Genomic DNA, 25,610 nt, shown 5'->3' with positions numbered 1-25,610 from the left:
GCGACGGATCTCGCGGCGGCCGGTGCGGTAGTCAAGCCTAGGGATATCGCGACGGGGAACGAGAACCCGCTACTCGGAACGCAACAGAAGCGTTAATGCTTCCGCGGCGGGCTGTGCGAGGGGCGGTCACTCCGCGAGCGCCAGGGTGCGCAGGCGCTCGCCCAGCTCGAGCGGGATGTCCTCCTGCACGTTGTGCCCCGCGCTGACGGTGACGACGGATGCCTCGGCATTGCGCCGCGCGAACTCCGCGGCATCGGCATCCGTCACATAGCCGCGCTCGCCGCGGATCAACGTCGTCGGGGCCGCCACGGCGGCGAGGTCGTCCCAGCCGGACTCGCCCAGCACGGCGCTCACCGCGTCCTGCTCGTCGGCGGGCTCGGGCACGCCGGCCTCGCCAGTGGCGGGGCGCGCCGCCATCGCGTTCGCGAGGTGGGCGAAGTGGTGCTTCCACTCGACGCGGCCGTCGGGGCGCACGCGAGAGTTGAAGTACACGCCGCGTTCGGCCTTGCGCCGCGTGCCGCCGCCGAGACCGAACGCGAGCGCGCGGTCGACGAGCTCATCGCGCGACGCCCAGTCGACCGGACCCGCGAAGAACTCGCGGATCTGGGTGGGGCCGGCGTTCGAGTCGACGCCCGGCGTGATGTCGATCACGACCAGCTCGCGGACGAGATCCGGACGGGATGCCGCGACCGCCGCCGCCGTCAGGCCTCCGAGCGACTGCCCGACGAGCACCTGCGGCGCGTCGGTCCACTCGTCCATCGCGGCGGCGACGTCCGGCGCCAGGATGCGCGCGACGTACGCGGCGTCGGAACGCCACGACGAGTCACCGTGTCCCGGGAGGTCGATCGCGAGGGCGGGAAGCCCGAGGGAGAGGACCGTGGTGTCCCACGTGTGGGCGTTGAGGCCGGCGCCATGGAGGAACGTGACCACGGGGCCCGCCCCGGGCGAATCGGCGGGCGTGTACCGCAGCGCGCTCATCGTCCGGCCGTCGCCCAGCCGCAGCGACAGGCGCTCACCGCGGGGGAGGGCCGCGTCGATGCCGGCCTCGGCGGACTGTTCCGCCAGGAAGGAGAACTCGTCGGTGGGTTCGCTCACCCGGCCATTGTCTCGCACGCGCACTCCGGGCCGCGCACCGGAGCCGCTCGGTAGGCTGGCGGGATGACGCATGAACACCGCGTGCACCTGTCACGCGCTGCGCGCCCGGCGTACCAGGCGCTCGAGGCGTTCTCGAAGACCGTCGGCGGCATCGCGGCCGAGAGCGGCGTCGACGATCGGCTCAAAGAGCTCGTGCAGATCCATGCGTCGCAGCTGAACAGCTGCGCGTACTGCGTCCGCGTTCATGTGGACCGCGCGGTGAAGGCGGGCGTCTCGGCCGATGCGATCGCGCAGATCCCGGTGTGGCGCGACTCCGGCGTGTTCTCCGACCGGGAGCGCGCGGGCCTCGAGCTGGCCGAAGCGTTCGTCTTCATCCACGAGGACGGCGTGCCCGACGACGTCTACGACCGCATCGGCGCCATCCTGAGCGAGCAGGAGTACGTCGCGCTGAGCTGGATCCTCGTCTCGATCAACGCGTTCAACCGCATCGCGGTCGCAGGCCGGTACGACGTTCCGCCGCGCGACGACCTGGAGCGTGAGGACGCGGACGCCGCGGCGGGCACGGCGTGGTGACTCCCGGCGACCCGCTGGTCTCGGGTGCCACGAACCTGCGAGATGTCGGCGGGCTGTCCGCGGCAGGCGGCGCGGTGACCCGTCACGGCGTGCTCTACCGATCCGGAAACCTCGCCCGCCTCGACGATGCAGGCTCGCGCGCGCTCTCGGAGCTGGGGCTGCGGCGGATCATCGACCTGCGCGCCGACGCCGAGGTCGCCCTCGAGCCCAGCCGCATCGAGGGGATGGACATCGTGGTGCAGCGCGTGCCGCTGTTCCTCGGCTCGGTCGAGTCGTTCTTCGCCGACGACATCGGACTCGACGAGATGTACCGGCGGCTGGTCGAGGACTCGTCGGCCGGCGTGGTCGACGTCGTGCGCGGCATCCTGGCCGATCAGCCGGTGCTGGTGCACTGCACGGTCGGCAAGGACCGCACCGGCGTGACGGTCGCTCTCACGCTCGCCGCCGCCGGGGTGGACGTCGAGGCGGTCGTCGCGGACTACGCGCGCACGGAGGGGCTCCTGCCTGAGCGTCGCAACCGCGCGATCGTGCAGCTGCTGCGGTCGATGCACCCCGAGGCGGTGCACCTCGAAGACCTCGCAACGCGCTCGCCCGCGCCCGTGATGCGCGCGCTGCTGGACGACGTCTCGGACCGCTACGGGTCGGCCGCGGATTATCTGCGCGCCCATGGGCTGGCCGATGACGAGCTCGCGGAGCTGCGCCGCGTCCTGCTGCGCCCGGCGTGAGCCCGTCGCCGCGAGACGCCTCATGACGCGTCTGAGGTAAGGCAACCCTTCATTCGCGGTATAGTGGAGGGGTCATGGCCCACAACACCGAGCACAACGCGTCCGCGTGCCGTTCCTCACGGCACACCCGCGTGCAGCACCTCATCACGGCCGACGAGTCCTCGCTCGCCGAGCTCGAAGCCGTGCTCGCGACGCTGCCGATCTGCTCGACGGGTCGTGTGTTCATCGAGATCCCGGATGCCTCGTGGCAGGGCGGCATCTCGGCACCGAGCCGCATGGTCGTGACGTGGCTCGACCGCTCGCAGCGCAGCGGCGCTCCCGGGACCGGCCGCGGCTGCGCGTCCGGCGAGGCGCTGTCGCGCGCCGTGATCGCGTGGGCCGACGAGATGCTGTGCGAAGAGGACGACCAGACGCGCATCCACCTGCTCGGCGGTTACCTCGGCACCGCCGACATCGTCGACCATCTCGTCGACCTCGGCATCCGTCGCGAGTCCATCCACGCGCCCGAGCACTACAGGCTCGGCGTCGCGGGCTGAGGCGTCGCTCCGCGCGGGACGCCGGCCCACTGGGTACAGTCGTGCCCATGACGCAGACCGCTGACGCCTCGCCCGTCACCGCCGCCGACCCGCGCGACCTCCGCATGCCGACGTGGGTCATCGTGTGGCTGACCATCTCGGCCGTCATCCAGACCTACGACGCGTGCTACGTGCTGCTCGGTCCGCTGTCGCACGACGGCGGACCGCTCGCGGGGTTCTGGCCGGGCCACGTCTTCTACGGCACGTTCGACCATCGCTACGGCCAGTTCGACGCCTTCGGCAGCGCGCAGAGCTGGGCGAACCTCGTGGAGGTCGTCTTCATCGTCTGGGCGCTGTTCCACGCCCGACGCTGGTCGGGCGTCGTCATCGGTCTGCTCGTGACCGTCGCGACGTTCTGGAAGACCGTGATCTACTTCCTCGTCGAGGCATCGAGCGGGCTCGAGATGACGCGTCAGTCGCTCGAGCGCGGCGACGTCATGGGGTTCCTGATGGTGGCGGTGCTGCCGAACCTGTTCTGGATCGTGTTCCCGCTCGCCGTCGTGATCGCACTCGGTCGTCAGGTCTACCGCGTCGGGCGCGCGGCCGCCGCGACCATCGCCGCGGCGGAGTGACGACGGCTCAGGGCGTTCCGCGAGGAACGTAGTTGCCGTCTTCGAGACCCGCCTCGATCTCGAAGCGATTGCGCAGCGGGTCGCGTCCGGCGAGCGTGTACAGCAGCGGCATGAGGAGGCCGTAGCGCTGCCACTGCCGCTTGTGCACGGCCTCGTGCCGCAGCAGGGCCGGCGTGACGCGGCCGTCTCCCGTGAGGAAGCACCCGCCCACGCAAACGCCGCCGCGCGGGAACGTCCACCGCGGCATCCCGCGGAACACCCACAGGCCCTCGCGCTTCTCGACGCGTCCGGTGCTCCACAGCGACCCCCACACCCATCCCACCGTGCACCCGTACCAGTAGCCGACGCGGCTGATGGGCGAGTCGAGCAGGAACGGCGGGATCCACCGGTCGATGCGCCGGCCGCGCTCCACGGCGCGCTCCGCCGCGGCACGCCACCCTCGCGGTGGCGCGGGAGCCGGGCTCACGCGAGCGATCCGATCACCCGGAGGATGGCGCCGAGGTCGTCATGCGCCGAGGCGGTCGAGGCGGGGGAGTATCCGGTGAGCGACGCGCCCGCGAGCGGCAGGCGCTCGCGCACGGCCGCGATCGCCGCCGTCAGCTCGGCGACGGTCATGCCGAACGGCTCGGGGTGCGCGTTGCCGGCGACCTCGGCTGGGTCGAGGGCGTCGATGTCGACGTGGATGTACACGCCGTCCGCGCCGGTTGCGGCGACGGCCGCGGCGAGCGCCTTCGGATCGCGCAGCTCGTCCACGGTGAGGCTCGCGATGCCGAGGTCGGACGCGGCTGCGATCTCGGCCTCGTCGTACGAACGCGCCGCGCCGACCACCACCCGGCCGGGGGCGATCGTGCCGCGCGGGAGCGACAGGCCGGGATCACCGTCGCCGAGCACGGCGCGCAGCACCATGCCCGCGAAGGCGCCCGACGGCGAGGACTCGGGGGAGTTGAGGTCGGGGTGGGCGTCGATCCACACGACCGCGAGATCCGGGTGTCGTCGAACGGCGTGCGCGATCGGAGCAAGGGCCACACCGCAGTCGCCGCCCACCGTCAGCACCGGATCGTCGTGGCCGTCCAGGGCGGCGACGATCATGCCGTGGATGCGGTGCAGGGCGCTCAGACGATGGATGCCGCTGCCCAGCGACTCCCCGGCCTCCATCGGCACGTCCAGCACCGTGGTGGCCGTGCGCGGCAGGTCGCCGGCGATCGCCTGCGCCCCGTCGATGAGCTGCATCGCCCGGGACGACGGGCTTCCCTGCCACTGCGGGACGACCAGGTATCGCGTCATCCCCTCATCTTCGCGTACGAAGCGCTCGCGGGAGCGCCCGCGATTCCTCCGTCCGCGAACGCCGAAGGGCGCCGCCCCTGCGGGTGCGGCGCCCTTCGCGACGGAGATTCAGCTGCCGATCGCGGCCTGCGGCGAGCCGCCGGCCTTCAGCGCGGCCAGGCGCGCCTCGACCTCGGTGAGCTCGCCGACGTCCTCGAGCTGGTTGAACTGCGCGTCCAGCGACGAGGCCGCGAGTTCCTGCTTGCCGGCGGCGAGGGCCTCCTGGCGGCGGACCTTGTCTTCGAACCGGCCGAGCTCGCTCGTCGGGTCGAGCACGTCGATCGACTTGACCGCGTCGTGCACCTTGTTCTGCGCCTCGGCGGTCTTCGCACGGGCGAGCAGCTCGGAGCGCTTCGACTTCAGCTGCTCCAGCTTCTGCTTCATGCCGTTGAGGCCGTCCTTGAGCTTTTCGACGACCTCGGTCTGCGAGGCGATGGTCGGCGCGATGGCCTTCGCCTCGTTCTCCTCGCTGATCTGGCGCTGCAGCGCGATCTTGGCGAGGTTGTCGAACTTGTCCGCGTCGGCCGTGTTGCCGGTCGTGCGCAGCTCGTCGGCCTTGCGGCTCGCCGCGAGAGCCTTGTTGCCCCACTCGGCGGCCGCCTGGACGTCCTCCTGGTGGTCGCGCTCGAGCAGGCGCAGGTTGCCGATCGTCTCGGCGATGGCCGACTCGGCGTCGGCGATCGAGTTGGTGTAGTCGCGCACCAGCTGGTCGAGCATCTTCTGCGGGTCCTCGGCGGAGTCGAGGAGTGCGTTGATGTTCGCCTTCAGGAGCGTCGAGATGCGACCGAAGATGGACTGCTTCGCCATCGGATTTCCTTCCTATCGGAGTTCGGGCTTGGTGGGGTTCAGCTGGGTCAGTGGGTCTGGATCGGATGCCGCGGCGCAGGCGCGTCGCCGGCCGATGGAACGGGAACGGCTCAGAATCGACCACCCCCTCGGCGGCCGCGTGTGCCGCCGCCGCCGAAGCTGCCGGGGCGGAACCCGCCCCCGGACGATCGCGAGGAGCCGCCACCGAACATGCCGCCGAGGCCGCCGCTCGAGCCGCCGGAGGACCGTCCTCCGCCGAGCATCGAGTTGAGCACGATCCCGCCGAGGACGGCGCCGAGCATTCCACCGCCGTCGGACTGCCCGCCCCCGCCGAACATGCCGCCGCCTGCGCCGCCGAAGGCGCCGACATCGTTCTGCGCGAGCTGGATCGCCTGTCCTGCGAGCTGATCGGCGCGCTGAGCGTGCTGCATCGCCTGCTCGGGGTCGCCGGACTGCAGCGCCTGCGCACGGGCGAGCGCCGCTCCGGCTTCGGCGAGCCGCGTCCGTGCCTCCGCGCCGACGGCGCCGCGTCGCGCGGTGATGTAGTCCTCGGCCGTCGACACCTGGGCCTGCGCCTGCAGGATCAGCTGCCCGACCATCTGACGCGCGCGCTGCGCCTGGGCCGCGGCGTCCCGCACGCCCTGCACGAGGGCGTCGATCTGCTGGTTGGCGGCCTCGAGGCCCTGGAGCGCGGCGAGGGGTCGCTTGGCGTTGCCGGTGAGGTGCGCGCGGGCGTTCTCGAGCTGCTGCCGGGTCGCGGCGATCGCGCCGGCGATGCGCCCGTCCGGGTCGGGGAGCGCCGAGGCGGTCGCCACGTCGCTCTCGAGCTCGGCGACCAGGGCGGCGGCGCTGCGCTCGCCCTCCGCGAGGTCGGTCGCCAGCTTCTCGATGGCGTCCTCGAGGAGCGTCGCCTGCCCGACGGCCTCCTCGGCGGCGCGGATGCCGACGGCGGCCTCGCCGCCGTCTCCAGCGCCGATCGCGGTCTGCGCGGCGGCCAGCTGCTCATCGGCGAAGGCGAGCCGCTGGCGCGCCTGCTCCGGGTTGTCGGCCACGGTCGCGAGCGCCTCCGGCGCGTACGACGCGCGGAGTGTCTGCAGGCGTGCGGCGGCGTCGTCGAGGGATGCCGCGGCCTTCGCGCGCGCGTCCTGCACGCGCGCGAGCGCCTCAGGGGCGTTCTGCTCGAGCTTGCGCAGCTCGTCGAACGCGGCCGCCTTCTCGTCCAGCAGTGCGTTGGCGGCCTCGCACAGCGCGATGATGCGCTCGTTCCACGCCCTCGTGTCCTGGGGGGAGTCCGGGGTCGCATCGTCGAGCTGCTGCTTGAGCGTGAACGCCTCGTCGAGGCCCTGCTGGGCCGACGCGATGGCCGCCTCGAACTCGGCCGTCGCCGCGTCGCCGAACTGGGCCTTGGCGAACCCGAGCTCCTGCGCACTCGTCTTGATCGCGTCGTCGGTCTCGACGAGAAGCGACGCGGCCCGCCGCTCGAGGTCCTCGATGCTCGGCTGCGGAGCTCCGGTCCCGCCCTGGGCCACCGTGCCGGTCTTGCCTCGGCGGCGACGCACGAAGATGACGATCAGGACGATGCCGATGACGACGACCGCGATCACGAGGATCCACGTGAGCCAGCTCGCCCCCGCCCCCGATCCGTCGTCGACCGCACCCGATCCGCCGCCGGAGGCGTCCGTGAGGCCGTCCGCGGCGGCATCGACAGCACCGAGCCAGTCCTCGGCGCGAAGCGCGGGCTGCACCCGCTGCTGCTCGATGGTCGCGAGCTGGTCGAAGGTCACGGGGCCCTCGGACGCCCCCGAGAGGTAGTACTGCCGTCCCTCGGTCGAGACGGCGAGGAGGTACTGGGTGACGCCGAGCCCGTTGTCGTCGGCGGTCTGGTTCGCCCAGCTCTCGGCACCTGCAGGGTTGGTGAACTCGTCGACGAACACGACCCACAGATCGAGCCCGGTCTGGGTCTTCAGCTCGTCGAGGCGGTCCTGCGCATCGGACTCCTCGGCCGAGGAGAGCACTCCCGCGTCGTCGAGGACGTAGCCCGAGCCCAGCGTGACCGGAGGCGTGGCCGAGACAGCCGTCGCACTCATCACCGTGGCCGCGACCACCGCAGCGGACACCAGCGCTGCAGTTCGGCGCAGTCGCATCGATCACCCCTCTGGGACTCGGGGATTCCCCACGTGCGAGTCTATGCAGGCACGGCGATACGACGGTAGCCCGAGGCCCCGGCCGTCGCCGCGCAGCGGGTCGCTGCGCGGCTGAGCGCGGCAGTGCCGGTAGCCTTGCCGATCCGGAGGACGAGGATGGACGATCGCTACGGCGCCGATGTGCTGGCCACGGGTTGGAAGGGCCACGGGGTGCGGGAGCTGCCCCGGGTGGCGGCATCCCGCGATCTCGTGGTGGAGGTCGCGGGCGACGGCTTCTGCGGCGCCGTGGTCGGTGTCGCGGGCGGCATGGTCGAGCTCGAGGATCGCGTCGGCAGGCGCCGGCTGTTCCCGCTCGGCCCCGGCTTCCTGATCGAGGGGCGCGATGTCGTCCTCGGTCCTCCTGCGGCGACGCCCGCGCGCACCGGACCGCAGCGCACCGCGTCGGGGTCGTTCGCGGCGCCGGAGGCTCGCGCCCGCACCGCGCGCGCGAGCCGCATCCTCGTCGAGGGCCGGCACGATGCCGAGCTCGTCGAGAAGGTGTGGGGCGACGACCTGCGCGCCGAGGGCGTGGTCGTCGAGTACCTCCAGGGCGTCGACCTGCTGGAGGCTGCGCTCGACGAGGAGCCGCCGTCGGCGCAGCGCCGCTACGGCGTGCTGGTGGACCACCTGGTTCCCGGATCGAAGGAGTCGCGCATCGCCGACGCGATCGCGCGCGGACGCCATGGCGCGCACGTGCTGATCGTCGGGCACCCGTGGATCGACGTGTGGCAGTGCGTGACACCGCGCTCGATGGGCATCGAGCGCTGGCCCGACGTGCCGCGCGGCATCGAGTTCAAGGTCGGCGTATGCCAGGCGCTCGGCTGGCCTGCGCGGGATCAGGCCGATCTCGCGCGTGCGTGGCAGCGCATCCTCGGCTCGGTGAAGAGCTACCGCGACCTCGAGCCTGCGTTCCTCGGTCGCGTCGAGGAGCTCATCGACTTCGTCACGCAGTAGGCCTCGGTAGCCTGGAGGGGTGTCCGACCCCGCCGCATCGACGCCCCAGACCCGCACGTTCCGCGACCGCCCCGTGTCGTTCGTGCGGCGGAGCGGACGGATGTCGGAGGCGCAGGAGCGCGCCTGGACCGAGCTCGCCCCTGCCTATGTGATCGAGGCGACGCGCGACGTCGCCTCGACGAGCATCCGGCCGGGGGCGGCGATCGACCCGGTCGCGGTGTGGGGCCGCGACGCGCCGCTCATCGTCGAGATCGGGTCCGGACAAGGGCACGCGATCGTCCACGCCGCGTCGTCGCGCCCCGGCGACGACTTCCTCGCGATCGAGGTGTTCCGGGCGGGCCTGGCCCGCACGATGCTCGACGCCGACCGTGCCGGGGCGCGCAACCTCCGGCTCGTCGAGGCGAACGCCCCCGAGGTCCTTCAGCACCTGCTGCCCCCGGCATCCGTCGACGAGCTCTGGGTGTTCTTCCCCGACCCGTGGCACAAGAAGAAGCACACCAAGCGCCGCCTGGTGACCGACGAGTTCGCCCGCGTCGCTGCCGGCGCGCTGCGCGACGGCGGGATGCTGCGCCTCGCGACCGACTGGGAGGACTATGCGCTGCAGATGCGCGAGGTCCTGTCCGCGGCCGCCGATTTCGAGCCGGCTTTCGAGGAGGAGTGGGCGCCTCGCTTCGAGGGTCGCGTGCTCACGGCTTTCGAGCGAAAGGGCGCGCGCGTCGGCCGTGAGATCCGCGACCTGACATATCGCCGCGTGAGCCGATGAGCGGGATCCCGGGGTCAGGCACAGGCCCGGTTCCGATCCCGGGCGAGACGGGCGAGCCGGCCGGCCGCGTGGTGCGGGACCGATGGCGGTTCGTGCGGCCGCTCGCGCACCGCGACTTCCGCATGCTCTTCGGCGCCGTCGTGCTCTCGATCTTCGGCGCCGGAATGTGGGCGGTCGTGATGGTGTACACCGTCATCGACGCGGGCGGCGGGCCGGTCGAGCTCTCGGTGGTGGCCGCGGCGAACGCCGTCGGGCTGCTGCTGTGCGCGATCCCCGGCGGCATCGCCGCCGACCGCATCCCTCGGCGCCTGCTGCTGCGCGTGGTGGAGCTCGTCAATCTCCTCGCCATCACCTCCGTGGCGGTCGCCGGCGTGCTGGGCGTCGCGACGATCCCGCACCTCGCGATCGTCGCCTTCCTGCTGGGCGCGGGCGCCGGCTTCTTCTTCCCCGCATACAGCGCGATCCTGCCGCGCATCCTGCCGCCCGCGCAGCTGCTCGCCGCGAACGGCCTCGAGGGCGCAATCCGTCCCGCGCTGCAGCAGGCGGCCGGCCCCGCGGCTGCCGGCATGATCGTCGCCGCCGTGCTCGCGCCTGCCCACGCCGCGTGGGGAGTGGCCGCGGCGCACGCGCTCGCGCTGGTGCTGCTGCTGTTCGTCGGTCCGGAGCCGCCCGCGACGGCGGACGAGCAGCGCGAGGCCCCGAGCGGTGTGCGCGGCGTGCTCCACGACCTCCGCGAGGCGGTCGGGTTCACGGTGCGCACGCCCTGGCTGCTGTGGACGCTGCTGTTCGCCACCGGGTGGGTGCTCGTGTTCGTCGGACCGGAGGAGGTGCTGCTGCCGTTCGTCACGCGCGAGCGCATCGGCGAGGACCCGCGCTGGTTCGGATTCCTCCTCGCCATCTACGGGATCGGCGGGGTCGTCGGCTCGATCGTGGTGTCGTCGATGAAGCTCCCGCGCCGCTACCTCACCGTGATGATGGGGGTGTGGGGCGTCAGCACCCTGCCGTTCGCCGTCGTCGGGGTGACGCACGAGTACTGGCTCATGGCCTTGTGCCTGTTCCTGGTGGGCTTCGGATTCAGCTACGGCAACGTCATCTGGGGCACGCTGCTGCAGCGCCGGGTGCCGCGACACATGCTCGGGCGCATCTCGAGCCTCGACTTCTTCGTCTCGCTCGCGCTCATGCCGCTGTCGATGGCGCTCGCCGGTCCGCTCGCGCAGGTCGTGCCGATCGAGTCGATCTTCATCGCGGCCGGCGTCATCCCGCTCTTCCTCGGCGCCGTCGCGTACCTCGTGGCCCGCATGCCGGCCGACGAGATCGCCCACCCCCTCGACCACTGAGCCCCACCGACCCGAAGGCACCATGCCCGCCCACCCCACTGCCGCCCCCGTCCTCACCCGCCCCGCGTGGTCGTGGCGCCTCGCGCCCGCGCTGCTGGTGTGCCTCGCGGCTCCCGCGTTCTTCGTGGCACGCATCCCGTGGATCGGCTGGGCGCTCCTGGGCGCGGGCCTCGTGGTGGCGCTGCTGCTGGAGAGAGCGGATGCCGCGCCCCGCGTCGACGCGACCCCACCGGCCGCCGGCATCCGTCGTCCCTCGCTCGTGCGCGATCTGTCGCTCATCGCCGCCGGCCTGCTGATCGTCAGCGCGATCCCGCTCGAAGCGGAGCTCGACAACGTGGCGATCCTCCGCTTCACGGTGGCGCTCGGGGGAGCGGTCGCCGTGCCGTATGCGATCTCGCGGTGGGTGTACCGAGATTGGGCGATCCGCTTCCCGTGGCGCGGCGGCGGGCGGTGGACGACGTTCCAGTGGACGTGGCTGGTCGCCGTGCTCGTGCTCGGCTGGCTGATCCTGCCGTTCTACTTCATCACCTCGGGGGTGTACCTCAACTGGCCGGTCGTCGACACGCCGGACCTCATCGCACGGCTCTTCGTGGGGGTCGGCGGCGTCGGCATCTGGGACGAGCTGTTCTTCATCTGCACGTGCTTCGCGCTGCTGCGGCGGCACTTCCCCGACTGGCAGGCGAACGTGCTGCAGGCCGTCGTCTTCGTGTCGTTCCTGTGGGAGCTGGGCTACCAGGCGTGGGGGCCGGTCCTCACGATCCCGTTCGCGCTGCTGCAGGGCTTCATCTTCATGAAGACCCGGTCGCTGGCCTACGTCGTCACGGTGCACCTGCTGTTCGACGCCGTCGTCTTCCTCGTGCTCGTCCACGCGCACAATCCGGGCATGCTGGACTGGCTGTTCCTGGTCTGATCGTGCGCAGAGGGTGATCAGGCTCATCCGGTAGCGTGGAACGCGGGTCCCGACCGGACCCCCGGACGAGGGATCAGTACCCGGTGTGCGACAAGACTGGCCAGGAGGCACAGTCATGTCGTGGGTCATCCTCATCATCTCGGGCGTGCTCGAAGCCGTGTGGGCGACGGCGCTCGGAAAATCCGAGGGCTTCACCAAGCTCTGGCCGAGCGTGGTGTTCGGCGTCGCCCTGGTCGCAAGCATGGGCGGACTCGCGTGGGCGATGCGCGACATCTCCACCGGCACCGCGTACGCCGTGTGGGTCGGCATCGGCGCGGCCCTCACCGTGGCGTACGCGATGATCACCGGAGCCGAGGCCTTCTCGATCGTCAGGCTCCTGCTGATCCTCGGCCTCGTGGGCTGCGTCGTGGGCCTCAAGCTCGTCGGCCACGAGTGAATATGCCGGATTCCTCACCTTCAACCTGATGTCGACATGACTTCTCCGTGGACTCTTGACGACAGGACCGGGCTGAGTAGATTCAGTCCTGCGAAGAGAAAACAGAGACGAGGAACCCGAAAGGGAACCAGACACGGAAACCGCATATCGCACTGATGATCGCCTCGATGCTTCGGCACCGAGGCGATCTTCATGTGCGCCGCGATACCCGACGCGGCGTGCGCTCCCGCCGCCCGAGCCGTGCCAGGGTGTACGTGGGTCCAACCTCGCCCGGGCCCCGCCTCTGCATCACACGGGAGCCGGAATGCAACGACCGCTCGCAGGCCTGACCGCGCGCAACCTCGTCACCGAAGTCACCGCGGGAGTCACGCTCCTGGCGATCGCGATCCCGCTCAACATCGGCTACGCGCAGATCGCGGGTCTCCCGCCGACGGCCGGCCTGTACGCGCTCATCCTTCCGACGGTCGTATACGCCCTGGTCGTGTCGTCCCGTCAGGTGGTGGCGTCGCCGGACGCCGCCGCCGCGGCCCTCGTCGCATCGTCGATCGGCGGCCTCGCGGCCGCCGGCAGCGCGAACTACGCCACCCTGGCGCTCGCGCAGGCGATCATCTGCGGCATCCTCTTCCTGCTCCTCTCGGTGTTCAAGATGGGGTTCCTGGCGAACTTCCTGTCGAAGCCGATCCTGATCGGGTTCGTCGGCGGCCTCGCGCTCGACATCATGGTGAGCCAGATCGCGAAGATGCTCGGCGTCAGCATCGACTCGGGCGGGGAGTTCGTCGAGAAGGTCTCGCAGCTCGTGACCGGGATGAGCACGTTCAACGTCTGGTCGCTCGGCGTCGCGGCCGTCTCGGTCGCAGTGCTGCTGGCGGGCCGCCGGTTCCTCCCGCGCATCCCGTGGGCGCTCGTGGTGCTCATCGTGTCGACGACGGTGGTCGTGGTCGCCGACCTCGACGACAAGGGGATCGCCGTGCTGGGCGAGGTGCCGGCCGGCGCGCCCTCGTTCACGTGGCCGGTCATCGAGTGGACGACCTGGCTGGCGCTCGTGCCGTCGGCGATCGCGCTGACGCTCGTGACGACGGCGGAGGGACTGCTCGTGTCCCGCTCGTACGCCGAGAAGCGGCACTATCCCTTCGATGCCGACCGCGACCTGTTCGCGTTCGGCCTGGTCAACATCGCCGCGGGCGCCCAGGGCAGCTTCGCCGTCGGATCCTCGACGTCGCGCACCGCCGCGATGGACCAGGCGGGATCCCGCACGCAGCTCCCCTCGATCGTGCTCGCCGCCGGCACGCTCCTGCTGCTGCTCTTCGGCACGGCGCTGCTCGCCGACATCCCTTCGCCTGCCATCGGCGCGGTCGTCGCCGTCGCTATCCTGCCGCTCCTGGGCGTGGCGGAGTTCCGGCGGCTGTGGCGCATGGACCGCTTCGAGTTCGCCGTCGGCGCGACATGCTTCCTCGTCACCGTGTTCGTCGGGGCGATCCCCGGCATCCTGGTCGCGTTCGTGCTCGCCCTCGTCAATCTGGCCAAGCGCGCCGCGAATCCCGCGATCGACGTGCTCGCGTACGAGGGAGACCCGCAGGAGTCGCTGCTGGATGACGCGCCCGCCGGCACCACGACGGCCCCGGGCGTGATCGTCGTGCGGCTGGCGGCGCCGCTGTTCTTCGCGAACGGCGCCGTGTTCGCGTCCGCCGTGAAGCGTGCCGTCACGGCGGCGCAGGAACCGGTACGGCATCTCGTCATCGACATGGAGGCTGTGACCGACATCGACGTCACCGGCGCCGAGGCGTTCGAAGGCCTGGAGAAGTGGCTGCGCGACCACGACGTCGCGCTGGCGTTCAGCCGCGTGCGGCCGATGGCGAAGGCGCGGCTGGAGGAGCTCGACCTGCTGTCGGATCGGCCCATCTTCGACACGAACCGCGCCGCGGTCGGAGCGCTCGCCGCAGCCCCCGGCGGTTCGACCGGCTGAACCGGGGGTACCGGCGGCCGCTCTCCGGTGTCAACCCCGTCGACGCGCGGGCGGCGGCGCGGGACACTCGTACCGACGACCGATGGACGGTGCGGTGAGCACCGACCGCGGGAGGAGGCCGGATGGAATCCCTGTGGAGGCAGACCGCCCCGCACATCCCCGATGATCCCTCGGTGCCGCCGAAGGGGAGCACCGTCGTGGTCGCCGGTGCCGGACTCACCGGGCTGGTGGTCGCCGCCCTGCTGCATCGCGCCGGAATGCGGGTCGCGGTGGTGGAAGCGCGCTCGATCGGGTCGGTCACGACCGGCAACACGACAGGAAAGCTGAGCCTCCTGCAGGGCGACGTGCTGTCGCGCATCCGTGCTCACGCCGATGACGAGACCCTGCGCGCGTACGTCGAGTCGAACCGTGCCGCCCAGGAGTGGGTGCGGCGCGAGTTCGGCTCCGTGACAGGCGTGATCGCCGAGCGGCCTGCAGTCACGTACGCCACCACGACCGACGGCGTCATGGCGATCGATCGCGAGTACTCGGCGTCGCAGGCCGCCGGCATCCCCGTCGAACGCACCTACCGGTCGCCGCACGACGAGCTCGGCCTGCCGTTCGAGGTGGAGGCCGCCCTTCGCCTCGAAGGTCAGTACCAGCTGCACCCGATGCGGCTGCTCGCCGAGCTCTCGTGGCGCCTGCGCGCGGACGGCGTGCCGATCGTCACGGGATGCCGGCTCACCGATGCCGAGGTCGACGACCACGGGGTCACGGTGGAGACCACTCGCGGCCAGATCCGATGCGCGACCGTCGTGCTCGCCACCGGGGCGGTGCCGCTCGATCGGGGCTTCCTCTTCGCCACGCTCGTGCCGTCGCGCTCGTTCGTGGTCGCGTACGACCTTCCGCACGACATGCCCGTGCCCGACGGCATGTTCCTGTCGCTCGACGATCCTTCACGGTCGATCCGGTGGGACGACTTCGGCGGCACCAGGGTGCTCACGCTCGGTTCGGGCGGGCATCCCACCGGGCGTGCGGAGCGCACGAGTGCGCTGCTGTCAGAGCTCGACCGATGGGCGGCCTCGTCCTGGCCGGGCGCCCGCCGCCGCACCTGGTGGGCGGCCCAGGACTACCGCAGCGTCTCACACCTGCCTTTCGCGGGCGCGCTGCCGCGGGCGGGCGGCCGCATCTTCGCCGCCACGGGGTATGACAAGTGGGGGATGACGAACGCGGTCGCATCGGCACTCCGGATCGCTGGTCGCATCCTCGACCATCACCAGCCGTGGGCGGCGACCCTCGACGCCCACCACGCGGGCCTCGCCGACATCGGCGAGGCCGTGCAGGCGAACGCGAGCGTCGGCGGTCATCTCGTCGCGGACTGGGTGCGGGCCGGCGTCGCGCAGGCCGGGGACGGACCGCCGGAGGACGGGCAGGGCCGGGTCGTCCGGCGGGGCATGTCCCCTGTCGCCGAGTCGACGGTCGCGGGCGTGACCCGTCGCGTGTCCGGCGTGTGCACCCACCTGGGCGGCATCGTGTCGTGGAACGACGCGGAGTGCACGTGGGACTGCCCGCTCCACGGCTCGCGCTTCTCGCCCGATGGGAAGGTTCTGGAGGGACCGGCGGTGGCGCGCCTCTCCTCGGCCGAGGAATGAGCGGCTACCAGCGGGCGGATCACCGGTCAAGGTGCTCGCGGCGCGCCGGCGAACGCGGCATGCTCGTGGCATGGCCCGACGCCGCAGAGCCCATCGGCGCCGCCGCCGACAAGGCGCGGTTCCGATACTTCTCGTGACCGCATTCCTGGCGGGATGCGGCATGACGGTCCCCACCGATCCGGGCGGAACCCTCGACCGCGTGCGCGGCGGCGAGCTGCGCGCCGGGGCCTCCGCCTCGGGGAAGCTGGTGACGATCGACGATGGCGAGGTCGGCGGCTCGCTGGGCGAGCTCGTCGAGGAGTTCGCCGAGACGATCGACGCTCAGGTCGAGTGGACGACCGGGAGCGAGGAGGAGCTCGTCGACGGTCTCGAATCGGGCGACCTCGACCTCGCGATCGGCGGCATGACCGATCGGACGCCCTGGACGGATCGCGTGGCCGTCACGCGCGCGTACTCGTCGGTGCCGTCCTCCGATGCGCCGGTGGTGGTGCTGCTGCCGATGGGGGAGAACGCGTGGCAGGCCGAGCTCGAGACCTTCCTCGACCGGGAGCTCGAGCGATGAAGTCGATGGGGCGCACCGACCTCCCGCCCGTCCAGCAGGACGCACTGCGCCGAGCGATCCGGTGGGAGTGGTTCACGATCGGCTACACGATCGTGACCATCACGATCATCGCGTTCGTCGTGGGCGGGTCCCAGGCGATGCGCACGGCGTGGATCGAGGACATGCTGTCGCTCATCCCGCAGATCGCCTTCCTGGTGGCGCTGCTGTTCATCCGTCGCCGGCCCAGCCGGGCGTTCCCCTTCGGATTGCATCGCGTGATGGGTGTCGGCCATCTCGTTGCGGGAGTCGCGCTGCTGGCGGTCGGCGGCAACCTCGCTGTCGAGGCCATCACCGGCCTGGTGCGCGCCGAGCATGCCTCCATCGGGACGGTGAACCTCTTCGGGCACACCGTGTGGCTCGGCTGGATCATGGTCTCGCTCATGGCGCTGATCGCGATCGGCCCGTTCTTCTACGGGCACGCCAAGGCGAAGATCGCTCCGGTGCTGCACAACAAGGTGCTCTACGCCGACGCCGACATGGCCAAGGCCGACTGGCAGACCAACGCGGCGTCGATCGTCGGAGTGCTGGGCATCGGCATCGGCGTATGGTGGCTCGACGGCGCAGCGGCGCTGTTCATCTCGCTCGGCATCGTGTGGGACGGATTCCGCAATGCGCGCGCGGCGGTGCGCGACCTCATCGACCAGCGCGCACGCACTGAGGACGACGCAAGACCCCACCCACTCGCCGACCGCATCGTGGACCGTGCCGTCGAGCTGCCGTGGGTCCGTGAGGCGGCCGTCCGGATGCGCGACATGGGCCAGGTGTTCCACGTCGAGGTCTTCGTCGTCCCGGAGCGCGAGCGCGTCAAGGTGCACGACCTCGAGGACGCCCGCGACGCGCTCGCTGCCCTCGACTGGAAGGTGCAGGACATCGTCGTCATCCCGATGCCGACCCTGCCCGACGAGGCCGAGCGGGCCCAGCCGGCCCGCGAGCGTCGAGTGACAGGCGACAGGCCGTGAGTGCCCGCCTGCTCCAGGCGATCAGCGCCCGTCCGTGTGGGTGCCGTCGCCGTCGAGCGCGCCGGGGCCGACCGATTCGTCGGGGATAGGCACGACCGCGAGTTCCACGCCTGCGGTGAGCAGCAGGTATGCCGTACGGGCCTCGCCCTCCCCGTCGTTGACCTCCAGCCATCGCGGCCCCGAGGTGACGCCTTCCGTGATCTCGTGGGTGACATCCTCAAGATCGCGCCCGCCGACGCTGTAGTGCTCGCCGCCGTAGTAGATGTCGATTCGCTTCATCACCGCTCCCGTCGCCCCCGCGGCACAGCGTCCCATCGGCTCCGGACCCCGCCCATCGCCTTGACAACGGCGGGCGTGCGGCGTACATGGGGCGACGTGCGGCGAGCAGTCGACGGATCAGCGCAGCAGCTCGTGCTCGTCGACGGGCTCAGCCGCCGCGGGCTGGGGCGGCTCGGGCACGAGGTACAGGCCGGACGGAGAGCTGGCGGTGTGAGCGAGCGCGTCGATCCAGGCCGGGTTCAGCCGCGGAGTCCGGCTGCCGTAGAACTTGTAGACCAGCGAGCAGCGGGGGTGGACCCAGATCGTGGTCCGCCCGTCGCCGATGCTGGCGTCGTCGCGCCACGTGAAGTGGAACGGCTCGCCGCGTCTGAGCTTGGTGCCGATCACCAGCTGCAGGTGCGCGAGTGTCCGGTCGTCGAAGTCGACCTTGACGGTTCCCTCGTAAATCAACTTGCCCATGATGCGCCTCCGGCGCGGAGGCTGAAGGCGAACGAAGCGATGGTCCGCTTGGGAGGGACGCCTATCTGCCTGGTCACCTCATGATCCCGCGGTCGGCGCCCGCGCGCCAGGGGCTCGATCGTGCGTCGAGCACCCCTCACGGTCGCGCGCGACACGATCATTCGCTCGACACGGCGGACGCGTGGTGCGGCGCACCGACGGGCTTGGACTCGGCCGAGCCGCGCTGGCGGAGGAACATCGACAGCGCGATCATCGCTCCGACCGCCAGGAACTCCGACTGCCAGTTCTGCAGTGTCCGGTTCCAGAAGTCCGGGGAGCCGAGGTACTCGACCCACGCGATCGGGGGTTGCCCGTGCTCGGCGTTCTCGGAGTTCATGACGACCACGCCGGCCAGTGATTGAGCGAGCCACGACAGCACGAAGACCGTGCCCATCACCAGCAGCAGCGAATTCGAGTAGATGGTCTGACGGATGCCGCGGGCCCGCGCCCACGCGGGGGAGTCGGGCCGCGCGTGCTCGCCGACGAGTTGGTCCTCGTCCGTGCCGGGTCCTTCGTCGCCCGGCTTCTTCGACTCGGGGGAGCCGCGCTGCACGAGCCATATCGTGGCTGCGATGAACAGGAAGAACTGCAGGAACTCCGACTGCCAGTTCTCGGCCACATCGACGATGAACTCGGACGACGTCACGAACGCGCCGAATCCCTCGGCCGGCATGCCGTGCTGCTGCAATCGCTCGTTGTTCTCGAGCCATCCCGCGACCGACTGGCCGGCGAGGGCGAGGACGAAGATCGCGCCGAAGGCGATGCTGAGCGCGTTGTCGCGCAGGGGGCGCATGCTCACCTCCCGGCCAGAGGAAGAGCGATCATGTAGACGAGCCCGAGCGCCAGGACCGAGATCCACGACCAGAAGACCACAGCCTCTCCCTTGCGCGCGCCGGCCTCCTCGGGGGTGAAGTCGACCATGCCTGCTCCTTCCTCTGCACCGCGACGAGACGGTGCTGTCAGCATGGAACGGTCGGTGTGCCGGGAGAACACCCTTGACAAGCGGGGGGCGGATCGGGAACCGTCCCGGGCCGACCGGGCGGTCTGCGCCGACGGACAGGCGTCAACCGGTCTCGGTCGTCGCCCGCGGCGCCGGGAAGAGCAGGACGACCACGGCCGTGCCCACGGCGGCGCCCACCAGCTGCGCGCCGATGAAGGGCAACACGGAGGCCGGCGCGATGCCCGCGAACGTGTCGGTGAACATGCGGCCCACGGTGATGGCGGGATTGGCGAAGCTCGTGGAGGCGGTGAAGAAGTACGCCGCGCCGATGTAGGCGCCGACCGCGGGCGCTGCCACAGACGAGCGGCCGGTGCGCACGAGCGCGAAGATCACGACGATGAGACCCGCCGTCGCGACGACCTCCGAGAGGAGGAGCGGCAGTCCGCTGCGGTCGGTGGTACTCAACGCCACTGCGGGAACGGCGAACATCAGATCGGCGAGCACGGCACCGGCGATGCACCCGAGCACCTGGGCCGGCAGGTACACCGCGGCCGTCGACCATGCCCGTCGGTGCAGCACGATGTCGCTGAGGGTCACGACGGGGTTGAAATGAGCCCCCGACACGGATGCGAAGACGACGATGAGCACCGCCAGTCCGAGTGCCGTCGCGAAAGCGTTCTCGAACAGCTGCAGCCCCGTGTCGCCCGGCGACAGGCGCTGGGCGGCGATGCCCGATCCCACGACGACGACCGCGAGCCCGGCGCTGCCGAGCGCTTCGCCGGCGGCGGCGCGCGCCAGCCGCGTCACGAGCCGACGAGCAGGTTCGAGACGCGGTCGAGCGCGCCCGGCACGAGCGCGTAGTACGCCCACGTGCCGCGCTTGCTGCGCGTGAGGAACCCGGCTGCGGTGAGGATCTTGAGGTGGTGCGACACGGTCGGCTGGCTGAGGCCGACCGGTTCGATGAGGTCGCACACGCAGGCCTCGGCGTTCTCGGACGCGGCGACGATCGACAGCAGCCGGAGGCGGGCCGGATCGGCGAGCGCCTTCATGGTGACGGCGAGCTGCTCGGCCTCTTCGGCGGTGAGCGGCTCGCGGACGAGAGGGGAGCAGCACGCGTCGGCGCTGATGTCGGCGACCTCGAGCATCGTGGGCATGAATCGATGATAGTCGATATTGACAAGTATCGATATACCGGATCAGAATCGTTCATCGAAGCTCATCGATATGCCAGGAGGCTGCTGTGACCCTGCTCGACCTCACCCCGCGCGTCGCCGAGAACGATCGGCTGGCGACGCTACCCGTCGCGATCATCGGCGCGGGCCCGATCGGTCTCGCCGCCGCTGCGCACCTCGTCGAGCGCGGACTCGACTTCGTCGTCTTCGAGGCCGGCGCCGACATCGCGGCGAGCGTCCGGTCATGGGGGCACACGCGACTGTTCTCGCCGTGGCGGCACCTCGTCGACCCCGCTGCGCGCCGACTGCTCGAACAGCAGGGGTGGCGGCATCCGGAGCCTGGCACAGCGCCGACGGGCGCCGAACTCGTCGAGAGCTACCTCGAGCCCCTCTCCGGAATCGAGGCGATCGCGTCCCGCATCCGGCTGCGCACCGAGGTCGTCGCCGTGGCTCGCGAGGGAATGGACCGCACACGGACCCGGGCTCGCGCAGCGACGCCGTTCGCCGTCCGCGTCCGCACCGAGGACGGCGGCATCGCCGAGTTCGCCGCACGCGGCGTGATCGACGCGTCGGGCACCTACCGCAGCCCCAATCCGCTCTCGTCGAGCGGTCTCGACCTGCTCGGTGGCGACGAGATCGCCGACCGCGTCATGCCTGCGCTTCCCGACGTGGTCGGGCGCGATCGGGAGGTCTTCGCCGGGCGGCGGACGCTCGTCGTGGGTGCGGGCCACTCGGCGGCGAACACCCTCCTCGGCCTCGTCGAGCTGGCGCGACAGGAGCCGGGCACGTCCGTCGCGTGGGCGATCCGCAACCCGCAGGCCGTCCGCGTGTCGTCCTCTCCCGACGACGAGCTGGCCGACCGGGCGCGGCTGGGAAGCCGCGTCGACCGGGCGATCGCGGACGGGCTCATCACGGTGATCGACGGCTTCGAGATCATGAGGGCCCGCCGCACGTCGGACGGGATCGAGCTGACCGGCCGCCGTCACCGTGAGATCGTGACACTGGGTGCCGACGTGGTCGTCGGCGCGACAGGATTCCGCCCCGACCTCGGCATCCTGCGCGAGATCCGCCTCGAGCTCGACGATGTCGTCGAGGCACCCAAGCGGCTTGCTCCGCTCATCGACCCCAACGTCCACTCGTGCGGCACCGTGGAGCCGCACGGGTTCCGCGAGCTGCAGCATCCCGAACCGGGCTTCTTCATCGTCGGCATGAAGTCCTACGGCCGCGCGCCGACCTTCCTCCTCGCCACCGGCTACGAGCAGGTGCGATCCGTCACCGCCTGGATGGCGGGGGATGCCACGGCCGCGGCGAACGTCGAACTCGTGCTGCCCGCGACCGGCGTGTGCTCGACCGACTCGTCGAACTCCGGGGGATGCTGCTCCTGATGCACGTGAGAGAGATGCGCGCCGAGGACTGGCCCGCCGTCGAAGAGATCTACCGCCACGGGATCGAGGACGGCGAGGCGACGTTCGAGACCCGGACGCCCAGCTGGCACGACTTCGACGCGGGAAAGCTCGCGGCGCCGCGCCTGGTCGCGGCAGAGGCCGACGGTCGCGTCGTCGGCTGGGCCGCGGCATCCGCCGTGTCGTCCCGCCCCGCGTATCGCGGCGTGATCGAGCACTCGGTGTATGTGCATCGCGATGCGCGCGGGCGCGGGATCGGGGCGCTCCTGCTCGGCGCGTTCGTCGAGGGCGCCGAGGACGCGGGGTACTGGACGATCCAGTCGAGCGTGTTCCCCGAGAACACCGCGAGCCTCCGTGCCCACGAGCGCGCGGGGTTCCGGATCGTCGGGCGCCGGGAGCGCATCGCGCGGTCCCTGCTCGGGCCGCATGCGGGCCAGTGGCGCGACACCGTGCTGATCGAGCGGCGAAGCGAACGCAACGGGCTCCCGGGGAAGCCGCTGTAGATAGACTGCGGTCTATGGATGCTGGTGCCGCCGACCGGTCGCTGACCGTGCTCGCCGATCCGACGCGCGTGCGCATCCTGCGGCTGATCCGAGACTCGACCGACGGTCGCGTGCTCGTCGGCCGGACGGCCGACGCCCTCGGGCTGACCCAGCCGACGGTGAGCCATCACATGCGAGCCCTCCTCGACGACGGCATCGTGGAGCGCCACCCCGACGGCCGACGAGTCTGGTACTCGATCGCCCCGGGGAGCGCGGACCGCGTCGACGCGCTGATCGGCGACCCGAGCACGGCATCGACGCAGCCGGACCTGGAGCGGATCTCGCGCGCCCTCGCGGAGCGCTTCCGCGGCACGTTCAGCCCTGAGACGGTGGCGCGCTGCGTCGACGAGAGCTACCGGCTGCTGGCGCGGAGCTCGACCTCGCCGCGGCTGGCATCGCGCACGGCGGCGTTCGCTGCGACGCGGCTCGAGGCGCTGAGCCGCGCGGCCGTGCGCGCCGACGCGGCACCGTCGCCCCCCGCGCTCGCGGTGCCCGAGGTGCTGTTCGTCTGCGTGCAGAACGCCGGTCGCTCCCAGATGGCGGCCGCGATCCTGCGACAGCTCGCCGGTGGTCGCGTGTCGGTGCGCACGGCCGGGTCGGCCCCGACGAGCGAGGTGCGCCAGACGATCGTGGTGGCTCTGGACGAGATCGGTGTACCGGTCGGAGGCGAGTTCCCCAAACCGCTCACCGACGAGGCGGTACGGGCTGCGGACGTCGTGGTGACGATGGGGTGCGGCGACGCGTGCCCCGTATACGCGGGGCGCCGCTATCTCGACTGGGACCTCGACGATCCCGTCGGCCGGCCGCTCGAGGAGGTCCGGCGGATCCGCGACGACATCGAGCAGCGGGTACGCGGGCTGCTGCACGAGATCGCCATCGACGAGGAACAGCCTCTGGCAAAAACATAGACCACCGTCTATGCTTTCTCGTGAAGAGAAAGCGGGTCTCCCATGAGCGCCAAGCCCACCGTCCTGTTCGTCTGCGTTCACAACGCCGGCCGCTCGCAGATGGCCGCGGGTTACCTGCGAGCCCTTGCCGGCGATCGCATCGACGTGCTGTCGGCCGGCTCCGCGCCGAAGGACGAGATCAACCCGGTCGCGGTCCAGGCGATGGCCGAGGAGGGCATCGACATCTCGGGCAGCACGCCGAAGGTGCTGACGGTCGACGCCGTGCGCGAATCGGATGCCGTCATCACGATGGGCTGCGGCGACGCCTGCCCCATCTTCCCGGGCAAGCGCTACGAGGACTGGGAGCTCGACGACCCGGCGGGCCAGGGGATCGAGGCGGTTCGCCCGATCCGCGACGAGATCCGTGACCGCGTGGAGGCGCTCATCGCGGAGCTCCTCCCCGAGCAGGGCGCGGCGTGAGCGGGGCGACGGGCCAGGCGCCCCTGCTGTCGCCGGATTCCGTCCTGCATCGCGCCGCCGAGCGACTGGCTCACCAGTTCACCGGCATGGTGAGCGAAGAGACCGTCGAACGGGTCGTCTTCGAGTCGTACACGGCTCTCGCGCGGACGGCGTCGGTGCGCACTCATGTCCCGAGCCTCGCCGAGAAGTTCGCGCGCGACCGGTTGACCGCGCTTGCGCAGTCGCGCGGACTGCTCGCCAAGCCGGTGCCCGAGATCCTCTACGTCTGCGTCCAGAACTCCGGGCGCTCGCAGATGGCTGCCGCCCTCACGCGTCAGATCGCGGGCGACCGTGCCCACGTGCGGTCGGCGGGATCGCAGCCAGGCGAGCGGGTCCTGCCCGAGGTCGCGCTGGTGCTGTCCGAGATCGGTCTGGATGTCTCCGACGAGTTCCCCAAGCCGCTCACCGACGACGTGGTCCGCGCCGCCGACGCGGTCGTCACGATGGGCTGCGGCGACGCGTGCCCGCTCTACCCGGGCAAGCGATACCTCGACTGGCAGCTCGACGATCCCTCGGAGCTCGACCTCGAGGGGGTCCGGCGCGTCCGCGAAGACATCCGCGAACGGGTGGAGCACCTCCTGTCGGAGCTGCTTCCGGCCGCCTGACCGGCGCCGTCTGGCCGCTGGGGAGTGGCGTCAGCGGCACGTCGCGGCGAGATCGATCATCTCCTGCGACGGGTAGCCGTAGGCCTGTACGCCGTTGCCCTCGGCGGTGTGGCCCATGCTGATGGCCCAGGCCGTCGCCCACTCCTCATTCGCGTCGGCGTTCTGCGAGTCGAACATGTCGTGGCACTTCGAGGTGATCGCGTGGCCGACCTCGTGCGCGACGAGCGCACGCGAATCGGCGTTGGGCCACCATTCGGCGACCGAGTGCGAGAGCGTGATCGTCGACGATCCGCCGCGCGCCGAGTCCCACGTCGCCGTGCCGCCGATTCCCCGCGACCCGCCGGTGCCGGCGACGATCGGGGCCCAGTCGAAGTCGAGCACGACGCCGCCGGCGATCGACCGCGCGTACGCCTCGATCTCGAGTCGCGTCGCGTACAGCGGGCCGGCCTTCTCCGCCAGCTCTGCGTGCGCGGACCCCTTGAGCGCCTCGGCGCTGGACGCGTAGAGCGAGAACGCCACGGCGGCGTCCGACCCCACGCCCGCCTGCTTCGCGACGCGATCGGCCGCGTCGCGGAAGTCGAGCACCGCCGCGCTGCGCGCCGACACGTTCGCCGCTTCGAGCGCATCCGCGGCGGCTTCGGTCGAGGCGAACAGGGCGATCGCGGTCTCGACGAGAGTGTCGTGCCCATCCTCGAGAGTCCGCTCTGCATCGGCGAAGTCCTCGGCTGAGGCGATCGCCGCTCCCGAACGCTCGTCGAGGGCGGATGCCTCGGCGAACAGCTCCCACGTCCAGAACGGCTTGCGGGCATCGGCGTCGTCGACCTCGTCTTCGAGTACGTCCTGCGCATCGTCGACGCGTACCGACGTCGTCGCCAGGGCTTCGTCGACAGCGGCTCGCGTCTCCGGATGGACGAGTTCGTCGGTCGCCGCCGCGACGATTAGCTCGCCCGACAGGAGCGAACGCTCCGCAGCCGATGCCGCGGCGGTCAGCGAGTGATGCGCGTCAGCCTCCTCCTCGGCGGCGATCCCCAGTCGCGCGTGCGCGGCATCGAACGTCTCGTTGGCCGACACATGTACGAACGCGACGACGATCGCCAGGACGACGAGAGCCAGAGCTCCCGCGCACCACGCGATCACGACGCCCGCTCGCGGCTTCAGTCGCGGCCCCGGCACCGGAGCCCCGGCGTCCGGAGCCTGCACCGGCGCCCAGGGCGCCGGGGTGGCGTCGACGGCCGGCGGCGAGACCTGCGCTTCGGGGTGCTCCACCCCTGCACTCTAGAACGTGCGGCGCGGTGCGGAACCGGATCGCGCGTGCTGTGGACAGACGGCGCCGGCGCAACGTTGAGAGGCCGGTCCTT

At 71.3% G+C, this 25,610-nt stretch carries 31 protein-coding genes and 1 riboswitch; of the genes, 19 read left to right on the top strand and 12 right to left on the bottom strand.

What is annotated here, in order from left to right; all coding sequences use genetic code 11:
• Positions 1 to 126 precede the first annotated feature (126 nt).
• Positions 127 to 1,095: an alpha/beta fold hydrolase gene (locus tag AC3ANN_RS11525; RefSeq protein ID WP_488337539.1), complete on the bottom strand. Its 969-nt coding sequence runs from the start codon at positions 1,093 to 1,095 to the stop codon at positions 127 to 129.
• A 63-nt stretch (positions 1,096 to 1,158) separates the two neighbouring features.
• Here AC3ANN_RS11525 and AC3ANN_RS11520 point away from each other — a divergent pair, with 63 nt between their 5' ends.
• The 4 genes from AC3ANN_RS11520 to AC3ANN_RS11505 all read left to right on the top strand — a co-directional run bounded on the left by AC3ANN_RS11520 (position 1,159) and on the right by AC3ANN_RS11505 (position 3,540).
• Positions 1,159 to 1,668, top strand: coding sequence for a carboxymuconolactone decarboxylase family protein (locus AC3ANN_RS11520; RefSeq protein ID WP_488337538.1), 510 nt, complete (start codon positions 1,159 to 1,161; stop codon positions 1,666 to 1,668).
• Complete coding sequence (locus AC3ANN_RS11515; protein WP_488337537.1) at positions 1,662 to 2,393, top strand: tyrosine-protein phosphatase; 732 nt, start codon at positions 1,662 to 1,664, stop codon at positions 2,391 to 2,393. Before AC3ANN_RS11520 ends, AC3ANN_RS11515 begins: the two co-directional genes overlap by 7 nt.
• A 74-nt stretch (positions 2,394 to 2,467) precedes the next feature.
• Positions 2,468 to 2,929, top strand: a complete 462-nt coding sequence (locus AC3ANN_RS11510) for an SIP domain-containing protein (RefSeq protein ID WP_488337536.1) — start codon at positions 2,468 to 2,470, stop codon at positions 2,927 to 2,929.
• A gap of 47 nt (positions 2,930 to 2,976) precedes the next feature.
• Entirely contained in the window at positions 2,977 to 3,540 is a 564-nt protein-coding gene (locus tag AC3ANN_RS11505; protein WP_488337535.1) for a hypothetical protein, read from the top strand.
• 7 nt (positions 3,541 to 3,547) lie between these two features.
• Here AC3ANN_RS11505 and AC3ANN_RS11500 read toward each other — a convergent pair whose 3' ends face one another.
• The 4 genes from AC3ANN_RS11500 to AC3ANN_RS11485 all read right to left on the bottom strand — a co-directional run bounded on the left by AC3ANN_RS11500 (position 3,548) and on the right by AC3ANN_RS11485 (position 7,814).
• On the bottom strand, positions 3,548 to 4,006 hold the full coding sequence (locus AC3ANN_RS11500; protein WP_488337534.1) for a Fe-S oxidoreductase: 459 nt from the start codon (positions 4,004 to 4,006) through the stop codon (positions 3,548 to 3,550).
• Complete coding sequence (locus AC3ANN_RS11495) at positions 4,003 to 4,824, bottom strand: arginase family protein (protein WP_488337533.1); 822 nt, start codon at positions 4,822 to 4,824, stop codon at positions 4,003 to 4,005. Before AC3ANN_RS11495 ends, AC3ANN_RS11500 begins: the two co-directional genes overlap by 4 nt.
• A 108-nt stretch (positions 4,825 to 4,932) precedes the next feature.
• A complete protein-coding gene (locus AC3ANN_RS11490; RefSeq protein ID WP_488337532.1) occupies positions 4,933 to 5,670 on the bottom strand; it encodes a PspA/IM30 family protein in 738 nt (245 codons plus the stop codon).
• A gap of 110 nt (positions 5,671 to 5,780) precedes the next feature.
• Positions 5,781 to 7,814 (bottom strand): TPM domain-containing protein, encoded by a 2,034-nt coding sequence (locus AC3ANN_RS11485; protein ID WP_488337531.1) that lies wholly within the window; start codon positions 7,812 to 7,814, stop codon positions 5,781 to 5,783.
• A 156-nt stretch (positions 7,815 to 7,970) separates the two neighbouring features.
• Here AC3ANN_RS11485 and AC3ANN_RS11480 point away from each other — a divergent pair, with 156 nt between their 5' ends.
• The 10 genes from AC3ANN_RS11480 (at position 7,971) to AC3ANN_RS11435 (ending at position 17,407) form a co-directional block, all read left to right on the top strand.
• On the top strand, positions 7,971 to 8,807 hold the full coding sequence (locus AC3ANN_RS11480) for a DUF3097 family protein (protein ID WP_488337530.1): 837 nt from the start codon (positions 7,971 to 7,973) through the stop codon (positions 8,805 to 8,807).
• A gap of 100 nt (positions 8,808 to 8,907) precedes the next feature.
• On the top strand, positions 8,908 to 9,570 hold the full coding sequence (trmB, locus tag AC3ANN_RS11475; protein WP_488340824.1) for a tRNA (guanosine(46)-N7)-methyltransferase TrmB: 663 nt from the start codon (positions 8,908 to 8,910) through the stop codon (positions 9,568 to 9,570).
• 122 nt (positions 9,571 to 9,692) lie between these two features.
• Positions 9,693 to 10,907 carry an MFS transporter gene (locus AC3ANN_RS11470; RefSeq protein ID WP_488340823.1) on the top strand — a complete coding sequence of 405 codons (1,215 nt, stop codon included), beginning with the start codon at positions 9,693 to 9,695 and terminating at the stop codon, positions 10,905 to 10,907.
• Positions 10,908 to 10,929: 22 nt separating this feature from the next.
• Positions 10,930 to 11,817: a CPBP family intramembrane glutamic endopeptidase gene (locus AC3ANN_RS11465; RefSeq protein ID WP_488337529.1), complete on the top strand. Its 888-nt coding sequence runs from the start codon at positions 10,930 to 10,932 to the stop codon at positions 11,815 to 11,817.
• A 40-nt stretch (positions 11,818 to 11,857) separates the two neighbouring features.
• Positions 11,858 to 11,922: riboswitch (guanidine-III (ykkC-III) riboswitch) on the top strand.
• Between the two features lie 10 nt (positions 11,923 to 11,932).
• Positions 11,933 to 12,253 carry a DMT family transporter gene (locus tag AC3ANN_RS11460; RefSeq protein ID WP_488337528.1) on the top strand — a complete coding sequence of 107 codons (321 nt, stop codon included), beginning with the start codon at positions 11,933 to 11,935 and terminating at the stop codon, positions 12,251 to 12,253.
• A gap of 304 nt (positions 12,254 to 12,557) precedes the next feature.
• Positions 12,558 to 14,216 (top strand): SulP family inorganic anion transporter, encoded by a 1,659-nt coding sequence (locus tag AC3ANN_RS11455; RefSeq protein ID WP_488337527.1) that lies wholly within the window; start codon positions 12,558 to 12,560, stop codon positions 14,214 to 14,216.
• Positions 14,217 to 14,338: 122 nt separating this feature from the next.
• Positions 14,339 to 15,847 carry an FAD-dependent oxidoreductase gene (locus AC3ANN_RS11450; protein WP_488337526.1) on the top strand — a complete coding sequence of 503 codons (1,509 nt, stop codon included), beginning with the start codon at positions 14,339 to 14,341 and terminating at the stop codon, positions 15,845 to 15,847.
• The gene (locus AC3ANN_RS11445) at positions 15,844 to 15,984 is read left to right on the top strand and encodes a hypothetical protein (RefSeq protein WP_488337525.1); all 141 of its coding nucleotides are present in this window, start codon (positions 15,844 to 15,846) and stop codon (positions 15,982 to 15,984) included. The genes AC3ANN_RS11450 and AC3ANN_RS11445 overlap by 4 nt, the downstream gene beginning before the upstream one ends.
• On the top strand, positions 15,981 to 16,409 hold the full coding sequence (locus AC3ANN_RS11440; protein WP_488337524.1) for a transporter substrate-binding domain-containing protein: 429 nt from the start codon (positions 15,981 to 15,983) through the stop codon (positions 16,407 to 16,409). The genes AC3ANN_RS11445 and AC3ANN_RS11440 overlap by 4 nt, the downstream gene beginning before the upstream one ends.
• Entirely contained in the window at positions 16,406 to 17,407 is a 1,002-nt protein-coding gene (locus tag AC3ANN_RS11435; RefSeq protein WP_488337523.1) for a cation diffusion facilitator family transporter, read from the top strand. Before AC3ANN_RS11440 ends, AC3ANN_RS11435 begins: the two co-directional genes overlap by 4 nt.
• 21 nt (positions 17,408 to 17,428) lie before the next feature.
• Here AC3ANN_RS11435 and AC3ANN_RS11430 read toward each other — a convergent pair whose 3' ends face one another.
• The 6 genes from AC3ANN_RS11430 to AC3ANN_RS11405 all read right to left on the bottom strand — a co-directional run bounded on the left by AC3ANN_RS11430 (position 17,429) and on the right by AC3ANN_RS11405 (position 20,278).
• The gene (locus tag AC3ANN_RS11430; RefSeq protein ID WP_488337522.1) at positions 17,429 to 17,686 is read right to left on the bottom strand and encodes a hypothetical protein; all 258 of its coding nucleotides are present in this window, start codon (positions 17,684 to 17,686) and stop codon (positions 17,429 to 17,431) included.
• 117 nt (positions 17,687 to 17,803) lie between these two features.
• Positions 17,804 to 18,145 (bottom strand): DUF7882 family protein, encoded by a 342-nt coding sequence (locus tag AC3ANN_RS11425; RefSeq protein ID WP_488337521.1) that lies wholly within the window; start codon positions 18,143 to 18,145, stop codon positions 17,804 to 17,806.
• A 157-nt stretch (positions 18,146 to 18,302) separates the two neighbouring features.
• Positions 18,303 to 18,977 (bottom strand): DUF6766 family protein, encoded by a 675-nt coding sequence (locus AC3ANN_RS11420; RefSeq protein ID WP_488337520.1) that lies wholly within the window; start codon positions 18,975 to 18,977, stop codon positions 18,303 to 18,305.
• Positions 18,978 to 18,979: 2 nt separating this feature from the next.
• Positions 18,980 to 19,105: a hypothetical protein gene (locus tag AC3ANN_RS11415; RefSeq protein WP_488337519.1), complete on the bottom strand. Its 126-nt coding sequence runs from the start codon at positions 19,103 to 19,105 to the stop codon at positions 18,980 to 18,982.
• A gap of 142 nt (positions 19,106 to 19,247) precedes the next feature.
• On the bottom strand, positions 19,248 to 19,931 hold the full coding sequence (locus AC3ANN_RS11410; protein ID WP_488337518.1) for an aquaporin: 684 nt from the start codon (positions 19,929 to 19,931) through the stop codon (positions 19,248 to 19,250).
• On the bottom strand, positions 19,928 to 20,278 hold the full coding sequence (locus AC3ANN_RS11405; RefSeq protein ID WP_488337517.1) for a metalloregulator ArsR/SmtB family transcription factor: 351 nt from the start codon (positions 20,276 to 20,278) through the stop codon (positions 19,928 to 19,930). The genes AC3ANN_RS11410 and AC3ANN_RS11405 overlap by 4 nt, the downstream gene beginning before the upstream one ends.
• 86 nt (positions 20,279 to 20,364) lie before the next feature.
• On the opposite strand from AC3ANN_RS11405, the gene AC3ANN_RS11400 reads away from it, so the two are divergent.
• Genes AC3ANN_RS11400 through AC3ANN_RS11380 form a run of 5 tightly spaced genes read left to right on the top strand, consistent with a single transcriptional unit; the run spans position 20,365 to position 24,252 of the window.
• On the top strand, positions 20,365 to 21,681 hold the full coding sequence (locus AC3ANN_RS11400) for an FAD-dependent oxidoreductase (protein ID WP_488337516.1): 1,317 nt from the start codon (positions 20,365 to 20,367) through the stop codon (positions 21,679 to 21,681).
• Entirely contained in the window at positions 21,681 to 22,202 is a 522-nt protein-coding gene (locus AC3ANN_RS11395) for a GNAT family N-acetyltransferase (RefSeq protein ID WP_488337515.1), read from the top strand. Before AC3ANN_RS11400 ends, AC3ANN_RS11395 begins: the two co-directional genes overlap by 1 nt.
• Before the next feature lie 14 nt (positions 22,203 to 22,216).
• Positions 22,217 to 23,149 carry a metalloregulator ArsR/SmtB family transcription factor gene (locus AC3ANN_RS11390; RefSeq protein ID WP_488337514.1) on the top strand — a complete coding sequence of 311 codons (933 nt, stop codon included), beginning with the start codon at positions 22,217 to 22,219 and terminating at the stop codon, positions 23,147 to 23,149.
• Between the two features lie 42 nt (positions 23,150 to 23,191).
• Positions 23,192 to 23,608 carry an arsenate reductase ArsC gene (locus AC3ANN_RS11385; RefSeq protein WP_488337513.1) on the top strand — a complete coding sequence of 139 codons (417 nt, stop codon included), beginning with the start codon at positions 23,192 to 23,194 and terminating at the stop codon, positions 23,606 to 23,608.
• Positions 23,605 to 24,252 (top strand): arsenate reductase ArsC, encoded by a 648-nt coding sequence (locus AC3ANN_RS11380; protein ID WP_488337512.1) that lies wholly within the window; start codon positions 23,605 to 23,607, stop codon positions 24,250 to 24,252. The genes AC3ANN_RS11385 and AC3ANN_RS11380 overlap by 4 nt, the downstream gene beginning before the upstream one ends.
• Before the next feature lie 30 nt (positions 24,253 to 24,282).
• Here AC3ANN_RS11380 and AC3ANN_RS11375 read toward each other — a convergent pair whose 3' ends face one another.
• Positions 24,283 to 25,518 (bottom strand): hypothetical protein, encoded by a 1,236-nt coding sequence (locus AC3ANN_RS11375; protein ID WP_488337511.1) that lies wholly within the window; start codon positions 25,516 to 25,518, stop codon positions 24,283 to 24,285.
• Between the last annotated feature and the right edge of the window lie 92 nt (positions 25,519 to 25,610).

The sequence above is a fragment of the Microbacterium sp. STRO-2N genome (assembly GCF_057747775.1).
This window is presented reverse-complemented; position numbering and strand designations above follow the sequence as displayed.